14 protein-coding genes are annotated in these 15,137 nt (G+C 36.7%); 8 read left to right on the plus strand and 6 right to left on the minus strand.

Annotated elements, in window-relative coordinates; translation table 11 throughout:
* Window positions 1–229 precede the first annotated feature (229 nt).
* From MHH37_RS07965 to MHH37_RS07975, 3 genes are all read left to right on the plus strand, one after another.
* Entirely contained in the window at window positions 230–2,458 is a 2,229-nt protein-coding gene (locus tag MHH37_RS07965) for an S-layer homology domain-containing protein (RefSeq protein ID WP_342575768.1), read from the plus strand.
* Between the two features lie 287 nt (window positions 2,459–2,745).
* Window positions 2,746–3,291 (plus strand): GNAT family N-acetyltransferase, encoded by a 546-nt coding sequence (locus tag MHH37_RS07970; protein WP_342575769.1) that lies wholly within the window; start codon window positions 2,746–2,748, stop codon window positions 3,289–3,291.
* Window positions 3,291–3,800 carry a GNAT family N-acetyltransferase gene (locus tag MHH37_RS07975; RefSeq protein ID WP_342575772.1) on the plus strand — a complete coding sequence of 170 codons (510 nt, stop codon included), beginning with the start codon at window positions 3,291–3,293 and terminating at the stop codon, window positions 3,798–3,800. Before MHH37_RS07970 ends, MHH37_RS07975 begins: the two co-directional genes overlap by 1 nt.
* A 76-nt stretch (window positions 3,801–3,876) precedes the next feature.
* Here the strand turns inward: MHH37_RS07975 and MHH37_RS07980 are convergent, their stop codons facing one another.
* From MHH37_RS07980 to abc-f, 3 genes are all read right to left on the minus strand, one after another.
* On the minus strand, window positions 3,877–4,815 hold the full coding sequence (locus MHH37_RS07980; RefSeq protein ID WP_342575773.1) for a bile acid:sodium symporter family protein: 939 nt from the start codon (window positions 4,813–4,815) through the stop codon (window positions 3,877–3,879).
* 206 nt (window positions 4,816–5,021) lie between these two features.
* Window positions 5,022–6,068, minus strand: a complete 1,047-nt coding sequence (locus tag MHH37_RS07985) for an LLM class flavin-dependent oxidoreductase (RefSeq protein WP_342575775.1) — start codon at window positions 6,066–6,068, stop codon at window positions 5,022–5,024.
* A gap of 124 nt (window positions 6,069–6,192) precedes the next feature.
* Complete coding sequence (gene abc-f / locus MHH37_RS07990) at window positions 6,193–7,641, minus strand: ABC-F type ribosomal protection protein (protein WP_342575777.1); 1,449 nt, start codon at window positions 7,639–7,641, stop codon at window positions 6,193–6,195.
* Window positions 7,642–8,107: 466 nt separating this feature from the next.
* On the opposite strand from abc-f, the gene MHH37_RS07995 reads away from it, so the two are divergent.
* Window positions 8,108–8,740, plus strand: coding sequence for a LysE family transporter (locus MHH37_RS07995; protein ID WP_340734962.1), 633 nt, complete (start codon window positions 8,108–8,110; stop codon window positions 8,738–8,740).
* A 366-nt stretch (window positions 8,741–9,106) separates the two neighbouring features.
* Window positions 9,107–9,706, plus strand: a complete 600-nt coding sequence (locus MHH37_RS08000) for a DedA family protein (RefSeq protein ID WP_041865894.1) — start codon at window positions 9,107–9,109, stop codon at window positions 9,704–9,706.
* A gap of 52 nt (window positions 9,707–9,758) precedes the next feature.
* Here the strand turns inward: MHH37_RS08000 and MHH37_RS08005 are convergent, their stop codons facing one another.
* Both MHH37_RS08005 and MHH37_RS08010 read right to left on the minus strand, forming a co-directional pair.
* Window positions 9,759–10,622 carry a helix-turn-helix transcriptional regulator gene (locus tag MHH37_RS08005; protein ID WP_342575780.1) on the minus strand — a complete coding sequence of 288 codons (864 nt, stop codon included), beginning with the start codon at window positions 10,620–10,622 and terminating at the stop codon, window positions 9,759–9,761.
* A gap of 329 nt (window positions 10,623–10,951) precedes the next feature.
* Window positions 10,952–11,515 carry a DUF4256 domain-containing protein gene (locus MHH37_RS08010; RefSeq protein WP_342575782.1) on the minus strand — a complete coding sequence of 188 codons (564 nt, stop codon included), beginning with the start codon at window positions 11,513–11,515 and terminating at the stop codon, window positions 10,952–10,954.
* 336 nt (window positions 11,516–11,851) lie between these two features.
* Here MHH37_RS08010 and MHH37_RS08015 point away from each other — a divergent pair, with 336 nt between their 5' ends.
* The 3 genes from MHH37_RS08015 to MHH37_RS08025 all read left to right on the plus strand — a co-directional run bounded on the left by MHH37_RS08015 (window position 11,852) and on the right by MHH37_RS08025 (window position 13,672).
* The gene (locus MHH37_RS08015) at window positions 11,852–12,052 is read left to right on the plus strand and encodes a cold-shock protein (RefSeq protein ID WP_008406560.1); all 201 of its coding nucleotides are present in this window, start codon (window positions 11,852–11,854) and stop codon (window positions 12,050–12,052) included.
* Window positions 12,053–12,232: 180 nt separating this feature from the next.
* Complete coding sequence (locus MHH37_RS08020) at window positions 12,233–13,270, plus strand: DUF1835 domain-containing protein (RefSeq protein ID WP_008406561.1); 1,038 nt, start codon at window positions 12,233–12,235, stop codon at window positions 13,268–13,270.
* Between the two features lie 60 nt (window positions 13,271–13,330).
* On the plus strand, window positions 13,331–13,672 hold the full coding sequence (locus MHH37_RS08025; protein WP_008406562.1) for a hypothetical protein: 342 nt from the start codon (window positions 13,331–13,333) through the stop codon (window positions 13,670–13,672).
* A gap of 95 nt (window positions 13,673–13,767) precedes the next feature.
* On the opposite strand, the gene MHH37_RS08030 is transcribed toward MHH37_RS08025, so the two are convergent.
* A complete protein-coding gene (locus MHH37_RS08030) occupies window positions 13,768–15,075 on the minus strand; it encodes a serine hydrolase (protein WP_342575789.1) in 1,308 nt (435 codons plus the stop codon).
* Window positions 15,076–15,137 lie beyond the last annotated feature (62 nt).

The following is a 15,137-nucleotide window of genomic DNA, read 5'->3' on the forward strand; positions in this document are numbered from 1 at the left end:
AATATTTTGCGATAACTGTTATAACAACTGGTAATATTTTTAAAAAGAGGGAAGAGGGAGGGCTTGATTTTTTATGTTATTAATAAAACGGTTAGATATATGGTTGATAGGATTAGGAGATTTGTAATATTTAGTTAAAGTTTAACAATTATGAAACTTATTGTAAGTGTAATTCGTAATATATAAGTGTAAACATATGTTTTACAAAAAAGAGATAGGGGGATGAAGAGTGGTAACATTTAAAAAGGCGGGTGCAATGTTAACTGCAACAGCGCTGTCTGTTGGTTTATTAGCACCAATTGCAAGTGCTTCAACAGTAGGGAATGATCGAATGGAGTCATTGCCGATTCAAGTGGCACAAACGAATACAACGGTAACAAAAGAGGATTTAATGAAGCGTTTCCGAGAATTATTTCCGAATGAGTTCAAAAATGTAACTGAAAAAGATTTCCAAACGGGTACAGGTTATTCACGTCCAACAGACACGACGGTAAGCTACGAACTTTATTTCTCTAAGCGAATTGATAACCAATATGTTCATGGAAGCTTTATTTTTGTTGGAGAAACGTTGGAGTTAGAACAATTCTATTATCAACCAGTAAACACAAAGGATATATTGTTCCCGGCAAAATATTCAAAAGAAGAAGCACAAAAAGTAGCGGATAAATTTATGGAAAGGTTCAATAAAGGCGAGGGGTATGAGCTTGTGCCAAACGCACACGATTTTTACTCACCCTCAATTTTAACACAGCCTGTTGAATACTCATTTATGTATGAAAAGAAAAATTCGGGTATTCCCATTTCAGATCAAACGATTAATATCCGTGTGTTAGGGGATGGCACAGTATCATCATTTTATAGAACAACACCTCCAAAAAATAATTTTACGTATGATGATCCATCTAAAAAACAAAATGAATCATCTATTGCCGACCGCTTGCAAGATGCTTTAAAAGCACAGTTGTCATATTCAATTGTTCCGGATTACACAACAGGGGATCATAAAGTAAAGCTTGTTTATGAACCGAATAGCCAAGTTATTTCAGGTGTCCATGCGCAAACAGGAGATTGGTTAACTATGGACGGGCTCTCTTCAACTTTATCAGCTAAATCACTTACACCAATTGTATCGGCGCCATTAGCGGCAAAACAGCCGAACATGACAGCGGAGCAGGCGCGAGCAATGGCAGAAAAATTGCTGGCAACAGATATTAAAGGTGTTCAACTAGAAATTGGAGCAGTTGATGAAACAACAACGGAAACTGGTAAAGAAGTATTCAACATTCAATATATGTATAACTATCGTAATGGTGGAACAGGAACTGTACTAACAATTGATAAAGCAACAGGGGAATTTATTCATTATAGTGATATAAAAAGTAACCTCGAGGTAGAAGAGGATGAAAACGATACAGAAGTAAAATTATCACAAAAACAGGCGTTGGATAAAGCGATTGCCCATGTAAAAGATTGGGTACCTTCATCTGCTCATAAGTATGCAATACCGGAGAATGAGGGCTTCCATGAGAGTTATAATGACAGTTATTACTTTACGTTCCCGCGTATCGTGAACGGATTAACAGTAGCTGGAGACAATATCTCCGTAAATGTCGATGCTAAAACAGGTGATTTAGTAAGCTTATATGTAAGCGATTACGGCGAATTGGAGTGGCCGGCAGCAACTGATATTATTTCAGAACAGGAAGCAACAAAAATGTTGCAAGATGAGTTGAAACTGAAGCTGCAATATGTGAATCATCCAAAAGTGGGTAATGAACAGCATTATAGCTTAGCGTATCAACCAGTCTTCAAAGAAGGTTCGTCTGCTGCCATTGATGCCAAAACAGGAGAATGGTTAGATGTTTATGGAATGGCCAGTTCGGACAAGCCTAAAATCGAGCATCCAAAAGCCGCTGAAGAATTAAATTATTTAATTCATGCAGGTATTTTGGAAGTAAATGACAAGTTTAACCCGGATGCTCCGATTACGAAAGAGGAAGCGTTAAAAGTTTTACTGAAATCAGTGACTTACATGTATTACAGCTCTAGATTCGATGAGTTTGAAATGGCGGATGAATCATTTACGGATATTACACCAGATGATGCTATATATGCATTTGTCACACGTGCCTTAAAAATGGGGATGCTAGATGCAACTACTAAAACATTCAATCCTAAAACAGCCCTTACAAATCAAGAGCTGGCAAAATGGGTAATTGGTACACTGAAGTTAAACAAACCTGCACAACTTAGCGATATATATGAATTGAATTACAGTGATGCCGCACTAGTGGATAAGAAAGTACGTGGTCACGTGGCATTAGCATATGCAATGGGATTACTTGAAGCCGAAAATAATCAGCTAAAACCAACTAGTGAAGTCACGTATGCACAATTAGCTCAAGTGACGATTCGTTTAGCTCATAAAATGAATGAATATCAGATTGAAAATTATTAATGGCAGGTTTTGTATTGAACACATTGATTAAATGAAATATCCCTTGCCATTTAAACGGCAAGGGTTTTCATATTTAAATATAGAGATCATTACTTAGGTAAAAGAAAAGAAGATACTTGAGACAGGTGTACGATACAACCTTTGCAAAAATACATATACATAAAAGCACTCTATACAAATGAGGAAGTCAGAAAATACCTTGGTGGAACTGTCAATTCGAAAGTCAGATTAATGGGGCAATTCATGCAAACTGCTTAAAATTATAGTGTTACGAAAGGAGCAGTACTATGTTTCCAAAATTAGAAACTAAACGACTCGTGTTAAGAGAAATTCTCCCTTCCGATGCGGAAGATATTTATTCGATTTTTTCAAACGAAGAGGTAACAAAATATTACGGATTGAACACATTTAAAAAAATAGAGCAGGCAGAGAAGTTAATCGAGGCATTTACTATTAATTTTCAATCTAGAAAAGGGATGCGCTGGGGAATTGAAAAGAAGGGCGTTCCGGGTTTAATCGGTACAATTGGCTTTAACTCATGGTCAAAAACGCATCGGCGTGCAGAAGTAGGGTATGAAATTTATCCAGACTTTTGGCGGAATGGTTATGCATCGGAAGCAGTAGCTAAAATCGTTGACCATGGATTCCAGGAGATGGAGTTAACACGAATCGGTGCCATCGTTTTTGTGGAAAATATAGGCTCCAGTCAATTACTGATGAAACAGGGTTTTGAAAAGGAAGGAATTTTAAGAAAGTATATGTACCAAAATAACGAGGCTTTCGATGTAATTATGCTATCGAAGTATAATCGGCAAAATAATGGAGATGAATAATGGATATTAATCGAAATGAAATTTACTTAAGAAAGTTAAAATTAGAAGATTTTAATGCTGTCGTTGATTGGAGTAGGGATGATCGTTTTTGTGAAGCAAATGGATGGCAGAAAAATAGAGATCATCTGGAATTATTTAAATGGTGGGAACGTTGTGTAACCAATCAACAAAAAGATATGATCCGTCTTGGAATTGAATATAAAAATAGACTTATCGGTTATGCCGATTTAGCAGAATTTAAAAATAATAGTGCAGAAATAGGTATTGCTATTGGAGATAGTACTCTTTGGAATAATGGTATTGGTACTCAGATGATTAAAAAATTGCTGAATTATGCGAATGAACAATTCGGAGTCACTACATTTTACGGAAAAACCTATGAAACAAATCATCGTTTCAGAAAAATGATTGAGAAGGTTGGATTTACTGAAGAAAGCCGTGAAGGAACTGAATTATATATAGGTAAAGAAGTTAAGTTAGTACAATATAAGTTAGAATTGAATGAATAATGCTCTCTAATACATACATATATCGAAATAAAAAGTGGTACGAATCAACAACTTCGTACCACTTTTTGTGTAATATCTATTTGACCTTCTTATTCGCTCTTGAACCCCAATACGTAGCAAGGATCGGTCCGGAAATATTGTGCCAGAAACTGAAGATTGCACTCGGAACCGCTGATACGGGATCGAAGTGTGCCATAGCTAATTGGGCACCTAATCCCGAATTTTGCATCCCAACTTCAATCGAAATCGCTTTTTGATCATCGTATTGCAATTTGAATAATTTCGCTACTAAGAACCCTATTAAGTAACCTAACCCATTATGTAAAATTACAATGGCAAAAATGATTAATCCTGTTTCTAAAATTTTATCCCGGCTTCCGCTTACTACGGCTGCAACGATCATGACAATCGCAATAACGGATACAGTTGGAAGTATATCGATGCTTTTCTCCACAATTGGTCTAAATAAGAACTGAGCAACGATTCCTAAAACAATTGGAATTAATACAACTTTGATTACCGACATAAACATGGCCATAAATGAAACCGGTAACCATTCGCTTGCTAATAAATAAATTAGCGCAGGTGTCACAAACGGTGCCAATAATGTCGTACATGATGTAATCGTAACAGATAATGCTGTATTTCCTTTTGCCAGGAGAGTCATAACATTTGATGAAGTACCTCCTGGACAACAACCTACTAAAATAACACCAACTGCAATTTCAGGTGGTAAATTGAAAATTTTTGCTAACGCGAATGCCAATAGCGGCATAACTACAAATTGGGAAACAATCCCGATAATCACGCCTTTCGGATGTTGAAGAATCAATTTAAAATCATCTAGTTTCAATGTCATCCCCATACCAAACATGACAATCCCTAATAATATGGTGATGTAACTACCAATCCAAGTGAAATATTCAGGCAGCCAAATCGCTAAACCAGCTGCAACGAGTACCCAAATCGCAAATGTATTTCCTGCAAACTTACCTATCTTCTGTAAAACTCCCATGATGATGTAACCTCAGCTTTCTATTGAATTCATGTCATTGTAATATATCAAATTTACAATTGAAATAATATTCAGAATTTTAAGCAATTTAGTTATTATTCTAGTTAATATAGTCAGAAAGCTTTGTAAAAAAAAGGGGTAAACGCAAACTTCATAAAAAAATGAGCTGTGCAGTATTTTTCTGCACAGCCCATTAACTAACATTCTTACCTATTTTTCAATCGTGCGACTTCCTCACGTACGATTGGCGCAACTTTTGTGCCTAAAAGTTCGATGGCATGCATTACTTGGTCATGCGGCATGGAACCGACTGGCACGTGCAGGAAAAATCTTGAAATGCCGACATGTTCGTAAAGGTAGATGATTTTCTTTGCAACCATGTCAACATCTCCTACATAAAGAGCGCCTTCCAAGCTGCGAGCATCATCAAATGCTTCACGTGTATAAGGAGCCCATCCACGCTCACGGCCAAGTTTCGTCATCGCTGCTGCTGTGGACGGGAAAAACTGCTCAACAGCAAGTTCTGTTGTATCCGCAATAAAACCATGCGAATGGGAAGCGACACGCAGCTTCGAAATGTCATGGCCTGCTTTTTTCGCCACATCATAATACAGTTGAACGATGCGCGCGAAATACAGGGGACTACCACCAATAATCGCCAATGTTAGCGGCAAGCCCAATGTAGCCGCTCGAATTGCGGATTGTGGTGTACCGCCGCTCGCTACCCAAATCGGTAATTTTTCCTGAACGGGGCGCGGGTAGATACCGCGATCTTGAATAGATGGACGGAAATGGCCGGTTGATGTCACAATCTCATTTTCCTGAAGATTTAATAATAGATCGAGTTTTTCTTCAAAAAGCGCATCGTAGTCGTTCAAGTTGTTGCCGAACAGCGGGAACGATTCAATAAATGAACCGCGGCCAGCCATAATTTCGGCGCGTCCGTTCGATAGTCCGTCAAGTGTCGCGAATTGCTGGAACACACGTACCGGATCATCCGACGAGAGTACCGTTACAGCGCTCGTCAGTCGAATTTGTTTTGTTTGCATTGCAGCTGCAGCGAGCACGACAGAAGGAACCGATGCGGCATAGTCCTCCCGGTGATGTTCCCCGACACCATAGACATCAAGTCCTACCGCATCCGCCAGCTTAATTTCTTCGACGATTTGGCGCAGTCGTTCGGCATGACTTACTGTTTTGCCTGTTAAAGCGTCCGGTGTTGTTTCTGCAAATGTTGAAATACCTATTTCCATGTGATGACCTCCAAATAATAAATAGCTCGTTACCTTTTCTTACTATGATTACCATATGAAATCATTTTAGTGCACATTGATTGGAAATGAAAGGATTGTTCAATTCGAAACATAACAAGTAAAGTCAGATTTCAATTAAGGCACTATCTTTTATCTCTATAATTCTTATAGCTACTTGTTTCACAAAGTAGTCATCATGGGAGACAAAAAGAATAGTGCCGTCATATGCTCGGATAAAGTTTACCAATGCCTCTTTTGTCGCCATATCAAGGAAGTTGGTCGGTTCATCGAGCAGGAGAATATTATATTGACCTAAAAACAGCTCACTTAAAAGTAAACGAATGCGTTCGCCTCCGCTTAAAACAGTAATTCGTTTTTGTAAATCACTCTGGTCAAACTGCATCTGATGTAAAACAGTACGAATAAATGCATCGCTATATTCGCTTCGTGTTTTTATAAAACTCCAAATCGTCTCATCCGGCAAGTTTTGATATGCAAGCTGAGAAAAATGGCCGATTTTGACTTTCGGTGAGAGATCGATATGGGGATGCTTTTCGATCATCGCCTGCAGCAACGTTGATTTCCCACTGCCGTTCGGACCGGTTAGAGCGATTTTATCCTGTAAACGAACTTGAAGCTGACATTGATCAATCAGTATTTTCTCACGGATCGACAAAGTGAAATCTTGCATCATGAGCGGCACTTTATTATGAAGTTCCAATGCTTTCGATTGTTTGAAATGAAGTGGAACATCTTCTTTTACTTTCTCGACAAAAGGAAGCTGTTCGATTCGTTTTTCCATCGCCTTTGCCGAGCGATAAGCCGCTTTTTGGCTTGTTCCTTTGGATTTTGTTTCAAACATTCGATTCGCTTTAGCCTTCGTTTCTTTTTTTGAAAGCTTCTTTGCCTCGGTAATTTTTTCGGCCTTTTTCAATTTTTCGGCAACTGCCTTTTCCAAGTGGGCCTTTTCGCGAACGTATTTTTCATGGGCAGCAGCTTGCTCGTGTTTTTCCCGTTCCTTTTGCGCGGAATAATCGGAATAATTTCCGCTATAAACCGAAACTTGGCCATCATTTACTTCCCAGATTGTCGTGACGACGCTATCCAGCAGGTTCCGATCATGGCTGACTAAGACGACAGCTCCGTAATAATCGCGTAGTTGATCTTGCAAAAATCGGATGCCTTCTTGATCTAAGTGCGTGGTCGGTTCATCGAAAATCAATGCCTCATAGTAATGACTGAATGCCTGTGATAATTTCAGCCTCGTCAGTTCACCACCGCTATGTGGATCGACTGCCTTTAATTTATGAAGAATGGCGATGTCAATATTGTGTTGTGTAACAGCAGGGGATGTTTGTTCAAAATAATAATAATCAACATGTTCTTTTACATTCCCTTGTTGTGGAATGAGCTGACCGGTTAATAATTTTAATAAAGTACTTTTACCGGCACCGTTTTTACCGACAATCCCAATGCGGTCAAATTGATAAATGGCCAGCTGCGGGATTGTAAGTATATCCTTATCTAAAAATTGTACGTGTATATTTTTCAGTTCAAAGCTTATGTTTTCCATTATTGCTACCTCCGAAATATAAAATTTCGTACCGATAGCTTATCGATACGAGCGGTTTGTGTAATCCGCCCGTATTAAAAGAATAGTAGCATCTGCATAGTTTTAGCCCTCCATTTTGTAAAATGAGTCTAAAACGCAATAAAAAAGCAGACATATGTATGCCTGCTGCGAAAAAATATAGAAATCTCCCGTTTAAAGAGGAATCCCTATGATTTCATCGTTTACAAGCATGACAAAAAAGCCCATCACTAATGGGTTTGCTTTTTTATTGCCAGCTTAGCGTAAACGAATTGAAAACATAGAAAAATCCCTCCTTCTCATAAATTAATGACATCATAATAGTTTTCCTGAAATAAGTCAATCCTGGAATTCATTAGGGGAGTTATTGAAAATTTATAAATATTCAAATATAATTATATTTATAAAACGGACGTAAGAAGAAATCTTTTTTGGAAGATGTGGTCGAATGAGTTTATATTTTGCATATGTCATGATTGGCCTTGCGATTGCAATGCCGGTTGGTGCCATTACAGTTGAAATGACGAAACAGGGGTTAAAAAATGGATTTATGCATGGTTGGGCGGTAGGGCTTGGTGGTATGACAATTGATTTAGCTTTAATCATTGCCTTATATTTAGGGGTAGCTCAATTTTTATCGTTGTCTTATATTCAGCTTCCGCTTTGGCTTATTGGAGCCGCGTTTTTATTTGTTTTGGCTTTTGATTCTATTAAAAACGCAGATAAAGATATTGCATTAGCTGGTGAGAAAGCCAATAAATCCTTTTTGTCAACTTACCGCAATGGTTTATTGGTTGCTGTTTCTCCAGGAAATCTTGTTTTCTGGATTTCTGTATTTGGAGCAGTTTTGGCCGACTCTTATTCAGGAAAAGGTACCCATCAATTTTTAATTGTTGCACTTGGTATTTTATCGGGGATTTTACTGCATGATATTGGACTTTTAACAATTGTTTCACTTTCGAGAAAAGTTATGAATCGTACAATGATTAAATGGACTTCCATCATCGCGGGTGTATTATTATTCGGATTTGGCTGTTACTTTATCTATGAGTTTATTCATGATTTAAAAGCATTAATTTAACTAATAGACAGACGATTCCAAAGCATAACTGGTTTCGTCTGTTTGTTTTTATATGTGGAGTTAGTGGGAGAGGGGAAGTCACAATTGTACTGACATATCGCTTTTTTCATAGACATACACTGCTATAAAATTAAAAGTTTTGCGGATGAGGCAACATTTGTGAAGAGACGACGTTCTATTCTAAAGAAGAGCATACATAATAACGGCATGTTTTCACAATTTCTATTGTGAATCGATTAAAGTTTTTGTATGCTAAGTGAATGTGGAAGTGGACTATGGAGTTGAAATCAGGAAATGATGATTTTAACTTTGGGATAATGCAAATGATTGGAGTTGTTTTTGTTGTTAGATACAATCATTCTATCAATGATTGAGTTTTTTAAAGGGTTTGGCTATTTTGGTGTGCTGTTGGCGCTCTGCTTTGAGTTTATTCCAGCAGAAATTATATTACCGATGGCTGGCTTTTGGATTGCTCAAGGGGAATATAGCTATTGGTTAATGGTGCTTGCAGGAACGGTAGGCGGAACGATTGGTCCGTTGACATTATATGCTGTAGGGCGTTATGGTGGTCGACCAATCGTTCTGAAATACGGGAAGTTCTTCTTGATCAATGAAAAGCAAGTGAATGCATCGGACAAGTTTTTCGCTAAATATGGCGCGGGTGTCGCATTTTTCGGACGCTTTATGCCAATCGTCCGTACGGCAATTTCGGTTCCATGCGGGATGACAAAAATGAATGTATGGAAATTTACAATCTACACATTTTTAGCGATGTTCCCAATTACCGCGCTTTATGTTTATTTAGGAATTAAGCTAGGGGAGAACTGGGAACAGGCAGGAGATCTGTTTAAACAATACTTGCAGCCGTTTGTTATCATCATCATTGTTCTAGCAGTAATTTATGCGATTTACAAATACCGCATTAAATTATTAGAGCGTAAAATGAACTTACCTAAAAAAAAATAAACTAAAGGGCAGCCGACATAACATTGGTTGCCCTTTTATAATTATCTTTACATTATTTAACGATTAAATTATTTTTAATTTCCTTCTCCAACATTTTAACTAGTTCTTCCTGTTCTAAATGTTGAAGTAATGTTAAGCCCTTATTGATAAAACCTTCATCCGCTCCGTTTAAATTATTGAGGCAGACGCCTTTTCTCACATAACAAATCGACAGGTTGATAAAAAGCTGCTCCGATTTACATGCACTGATTGCATCATTTAACAGATGAAGTGCGGTTTCAAAGTCGTTTCCTTTAATATTAATAAGCGACAGATTGATCAGAAAATTAATTTTTAATTTATTTATATTTTGAAAGCCATTGTACTTGTCGATATGACGAAAAGCAAATTCTTTTATTTCGGTTGCAGTAGGAATCGGAAACACAAATAAAATAGCATTCAGCAAATAAATATCAGCTAAGTACAATGTATTTCGTTGAGAAAGATCTTTCCAAATGGGAGATAAAGTTTTAGAAGCCATTACAAAATCGCTGGATCTGGCCAAAATGAGCATCCCCTCCATTACGGTTTGAATATTGATGATTAAATTGTCGTTCGGATTTTGCCGTAAATAAGCAGCACATTCTTCAATCATTTGAAGCAGTGCATTTTCGGAATTGTACGTTTGGTTGTAAAACCTCTTCATAATTCTTTGGCGCTCATGCATTTCGTAGTTATTGCTTATGTATTCAAACTCTTCGTAAGACATTTCGAGCCGACCCAAAAATTCCTTTAAAATAGAATATTTAATTTCTCTGTTTTCCCCTTTTTCAAATTTTGAGTAGTTGCCCTGTGAGCATATTTTCTCGCTGACATATTGTTGTGAATAGCCTTTACCAACCCGTATGTCTTTTACAACTTGCCCGTAATTATTCATTTCATCACCTAATTATTCTTTTAGGCATATTATACACTTTTTGTCTGATAATTTGTAAAATTAATACAAAGGAGGGGACGAAATGGTAGATTTATTAATCACTACTTTAGAACTGTGGATTATTGGAACTGGTGGAGGATAAGTAAGGATTTAAAGGATCATATATTAATTAGTTTTGGAATAAAAAGGAGTTAAGGGTAAATCTGAATTTATATTATTTTCATATCCCGGGCTGGGTCATTCGATTTATTGTCCAGAGTTGCTTAAAATAGAAACAAGCCGTTGTCAAAAAATGTGACAACGGCTTGTTTTAAATTGAGATCATTAAACTAAACAGTAAGCGAACCTCTAAATCCTCGAGCACCATAGTAAGAGTCTGCACCATTATGATACATGAAAACCGTCTCATATCGACGGTCACAGAAAATTGCACCGCCAAGTTTGCGGATATCGGGTGGTGTTAAAACCCAGCTGGACGTTTTTAAATCAAATTTTCCAAGTTGCTGCAACGAGCGGTATTCGACTTCTGTTAAAAGTTCAATTCCCATAGAAGCCGCCATATTCATCGCACTGTCTTCAGGTTTGTTTTTCTTTCGCGCATCCAGTGCTTCCTGGTCATAACAAATACTTCTGCGTCCTTTAGGGCTTTCAGGTGAACAGTCCATAAATGTGTATGTGTCCGTTTCATGATTATATGCAACGACATCAGGTTCTCCTTCAGTACGTTCCATTTCATGAAGCGACCACAGTTTTACAGGATTTGCTTCGAGCTTTGTCTGCACATTTTCCCAATCGATATTCGGATGACGTTCCATATGCTGTAAAAAGCGTGCTTTCAATATTGTAAGAAGTTGTTCTTGTTGTTCGTTTGTTAATACTTTTTTAGCTGTCATAATAGAGAACACCTCGATAAGTAGTTGATGCCATTAATAATACTGTAAGCTAGAGAATAAAGTCTAGTAATGATTAACTTTCGAAATAAGATAAATCTATTCAAAACTTAGTTTGCATCATGATTATACTTGCACTCGAATGAAATAAAATAATAAGAATAGACAAATGGTTTTGTTTGTTATATACTATGGTTAATAAGAAATGTTACAAGACAACAATTAATTCACCTATTACAAAATGTATTCGTGTTTTATTTAGTACTTTTTGTAATATGTGAATTTTTTCTTTATGAGAATTGTGATCTTATTAAATTTAATTAAATGGAGGTCATTTAAATGACACAAGGTACAGTAAAATGGTTTAACGCAGAAAAAGGTTTTGGTTTCATCGAAGTTGAAGGCGGAAACGACGTATTCGCTCACTTCTCAGCAATCCAAGGCGAAGGTTTCAAATCTTTAGACGAAGGTCAAAAAGTTGAATTTGAAATCGAAGACGGTCAACGTGGCCCACAAGCTACAAACATCGTAAAACTTTAATTTTAATGATGTAACGATAAACTGCATCCCAAATATGGGGTGCAGTTTTTTTGTGTCAAAAATTAAAAAGCTGCTGGAGGAGAAAGAAATATAGTTTACAGGTGAGCGGGACCATTTTGTTAGGAAGGTTATACTAAAAGAGGATTTAATGGTAAAATTTGATAGAAAAGGGGGATTCATTTGTTTAATGAATTGAACGCTGTTATTGATCAATTAGAAGGCAAAGAACGGAAAGCTTTATTAATGCAAATCTTTTTACGGATGCAAGTAGTCGAAGAAAGAAATGGTTATTCAGAGGAGCAATTCTTTTTAGATATTAAAAATACATATAACAACCTGTTGGAGTACAAAAAGAATCAAGCAAACGTTGAGCCTGTACAATATCAAGCAACACATATTGTCTTTGGAGATTCGCCATCAGGCAGCCTGAAATTTGCTTTAAAAAAGTTAGGGCTAAGTCATCAGGAAAGGATTATTACGTTTTCCGATTTGTTTTCTATTGGTCCCATTTGGAACTTACATAACTTACAAGGTATTTCGAATCGATCTAAATGGTTTAGAAATCATATCATTATTGATGATGAGGACCTCTATCATCACGAAGAACATTTTAAACAAACGATTGTAGACCTCCAACAAACGCCAAATGATCACCCAATTATTATTTGGGCGGGGGAAAATGCACATGAACAAACGGGTTTACGGTTTGTACTTTATTTATTAAAAGAGAAGGCAAACGATATCCATATCATTCATACTAATGAAGCATATAAAACTTATTTTGATAGACCCGATATCGATTTTACTCCGTTAAATATGGGGGAACTGTCATCAGATCAATTAATGGAAATTTACGAAAACGAGAAAAAGGGTCATCTATTGACGCAAGCGGAACGTAAAACATTAGATGATGAATGGAAGCAGCTTTGTCAAACTAATGATGTTTTACGAATCTGGGAAAATCAAAAGATAAAAAGTGTTCCTGAAAATTTTTATGATGCTTACATTATCAATACAGTGAAGAAACTTCATCAAAATAAACAGAATAAGGACTTTATAAAATCAGCCAGAATTATCGGAGAAGTAATGGGTCATTTAGATCAATATATTGGTGACCATTTTTTTGAATATCGTGTCAGACGTTTAATTGTCGATGGTGTATTTGACTTGGAAGGTGTACCAAAGGCAATGCGTTACTATAGTATAAAAATTCGGTAAAGGTACTATATGTAAATTTAGCAATATTACAAAACGACCAGAATAAGAGCAGGGGGGAATATGAAAAAAATCAATATACCGATCATCTTGAATGTAGCCGCACTTATCTTTATAATGGCGACCTTTTATTGGGGATTTGAACAATTATTTATGACGAGATTGGTGTTAATTTTCTTTGCACTTGTCTACTTATTATTTGAAATAAAAAAGGATTACATTTCGAGAAATAAGATGTTATTTATCATTTTTAGTGTCGTTAGTCTAATCGCAATAGTGATAAGTATTCTTGCAGATAATAGCTCATTAAATCACGCAATCAATAATACGGATTATCTTATTCCTTTGTTTACGTATGTCCTGATAGTCATTAAGTATAAAGAGCTGTATACGGAAAGTGGATAAAGGATCAGAGGAATAATCGATTGAAAAAGATGCTTAGCCAAATCAGGCAAAGCATCTTTTTAGATTGTTGCGGTATTTATAAAATCAAACCAAACTTAGTTTAAAAGCGCCTCACGTACCTCATCGCGAAAATCTGCATCGTTCAAAAGCTTTCTTTCAAATGAATTTCGATTGTTTCTCAACAGGAAATGCTCATGAAATTTCAGGTTATTAAGTAAAATAACAAATTCGTACTGATCTCCCTTAAGGTTTTCAACATACATCGCGTTGTTTAAGACGAACAGTGTAGAGCCGCCCTTTGAGCCAATATGTGTATATTTCTTATAATTTTCTTCATTTAATTGCATCGGCCATTCCAGTAGATCCCGGATTGTTTCAGCTGCATTTAATGGCAGCTCGTCATTGGAAATAAGGGCGAGCAGTTTCCCGTAATCATTTGCAGAAGCGCCAATTAACCGATCTGACCAAACTCTTTGTACGGCAGGGGATGAGTCAAATGTAGTCTCATTTGCTTTAATTTCTCCTGTTTTCATTTGCAGGCTTATCGATTGAGCTAACTTACGATAGTCGTCCATTGATAACTTTTGGAGCGCCTTGATTAATTCTTTTTCGGACATCCCATCTTTTTGGATAGAATCAGGAATGAGGAGCGCACTGCCAATTGGATAAATGTCTTCATGCTGTGTTAAGCCTAACGCTGTTTTACGCTGATTTATCGCATCAATACCGAGCAGATTAATTAAATAGTCTGTATTGGCATTTGAGCTATACGTAATCATTCCTTTTGCAACATCATGCAAAGTGACTTCATTATTTTGGATGCCTCGATCTTGTTTCACAGCTTCTAACCATGCTTCATGACCGCCCCCATCAGTATTTTTCCAATAAAAACGGTTCAAGTCGCCCAAAGGTATTGACTGGTCTTTTTGAATTTTATTTTCTTCGACCTGCATGGCATATTCAACTGCAATAAGGATTTTTACTGTACTTGCTAATGGCCGTCTAACAGTTGACTGGTAAGTAATTACAGGTTCGCCGTTTTCAGCAAAATAAAAGGAGCTGGATTCCGGATTTTCCTTTAAATGTTGAATAACATAATTGGGATTGTCCCGAAGTAGAGCATATGCTGCAATTCCTGCAATTAAAGTAGTGACCCCATAAATCGTTAACCTCTTTTTTGTATAGGTTTTACGATCAAACAAAATCATAGCCAGAACACCAAATAGGAAAGTAATGAGGAAATTTATATTGAAAACTAAAACGGCAATAATAATTCCGGATATAATTCCAATCGTTACAATGGCTTTCTGAAATTCTTCACGAGTCCTTTGCGCCTTATTCAAAAAGGGAATTAAAGTAAAGAAAATAATACCGAGCAAACCAATCCAACCATAAATATTCATATATGACCTTTCCTCCTTCTTATCCAATCCCTAAAGCAAAGTGGGTAATTCCATAAATTGTT

This window comes from Solibacillus sp. FSL K6-1781 (genome assembly GCF_038630735.1).
GTDB classification, from domain to species: Bacteria; Bacillota; Bacilli; order Bacillales_A; family Planococcaceae; genus Solibacillus; species Solibacillus silvestris.

Excerpts from the sequence above, each read along its gene's own strand:
- MHH37_RS07975 (WP_342575772.1), top strand. The coding sequence starts at position 3,291 with ATGGATATTAATCGAAATGAAATTTACTTAAGAAAGTTAAAATTAGAA.
- MHH37_RS08005 (WP_342575780.1), bottom strand. The coding sequence starts at position 10,622 with ATGAATAATTACGGGCAAGTTGTAAAAGACATACGGGTTGGTAAAGGC.
- MHH37_RS07970 (WP_342575769.1), top strand. The coding sequence starts at position 2,746 with ATGTTTCCAAAATTAGAAACTAAACGACTCGTGTTAAGAGAAATTCTC.
- MHH37_RS07995 (WP_340734962.1), top strand. The coding sequence starts at position 8,108 with ATGAGTTTATATTTTGCATATGTCATGATTGGCCTTGCGATTGCAATG.
- MHH37_RS08030 (WP_342575789.1), bottom strand. The coding sequence starts at position 15,075 with ATGAATATTTATGGTTGGATTGGTTTGCTCGGTATTATTTTCTTTACT.
- MHH37_RS08025 (WP_008406562.1), top strand. The coding sequence starts at position 13,331 with ATGAAAAAAATCAATATACCGATCATCTTGAATGTAGCCGCACTTATC.
- MHH37_RS07985 (WP_342575775.1), bottom strand. The coding sequence starts at position 6,068 with ATGGAAATAGGTATTTCAACATTTGCAGAAACAACACCGGACGCTTTA.
- abc-f (WP_342575777.1), bottom strand. The coding sequence starts at position 7,641 with ATGGAAAACATAAGCTTTGAACTGAAAAATATACACGTACAATTTTTA.
- MHH37_RS07980 (WP_342575773.1), bottom strand. The coding sequence starts at position 4,815 with ATGGGAGTTTTACAGAAGATAGGTAAGTTTGCAGGAAATACATTTGCG.
- MHH37_RS08010 (WP_342575782.1), bottom strand. The coding sequence starts at position 11,515 with ATGACAGCTAAAAAAGTATTAACAAACGAACAACAAGAACAACTTCTT.
- MHH37_RS08000 (WP_041865894.1), top strand. The coding sequence starts at position 9,107 with ATGATTGAGTTTTTTAAAGGGTTTGGCTATTTTGGTGTGCTGTTGGCG.
- MHH37_RS08015 (WP_008406560.1), top strand. The coding sequence starts at position 11,852 with ATGACACAAGGTACAGTAAAATGGTTTAACGCAGAAAAAGGTTTTGGT.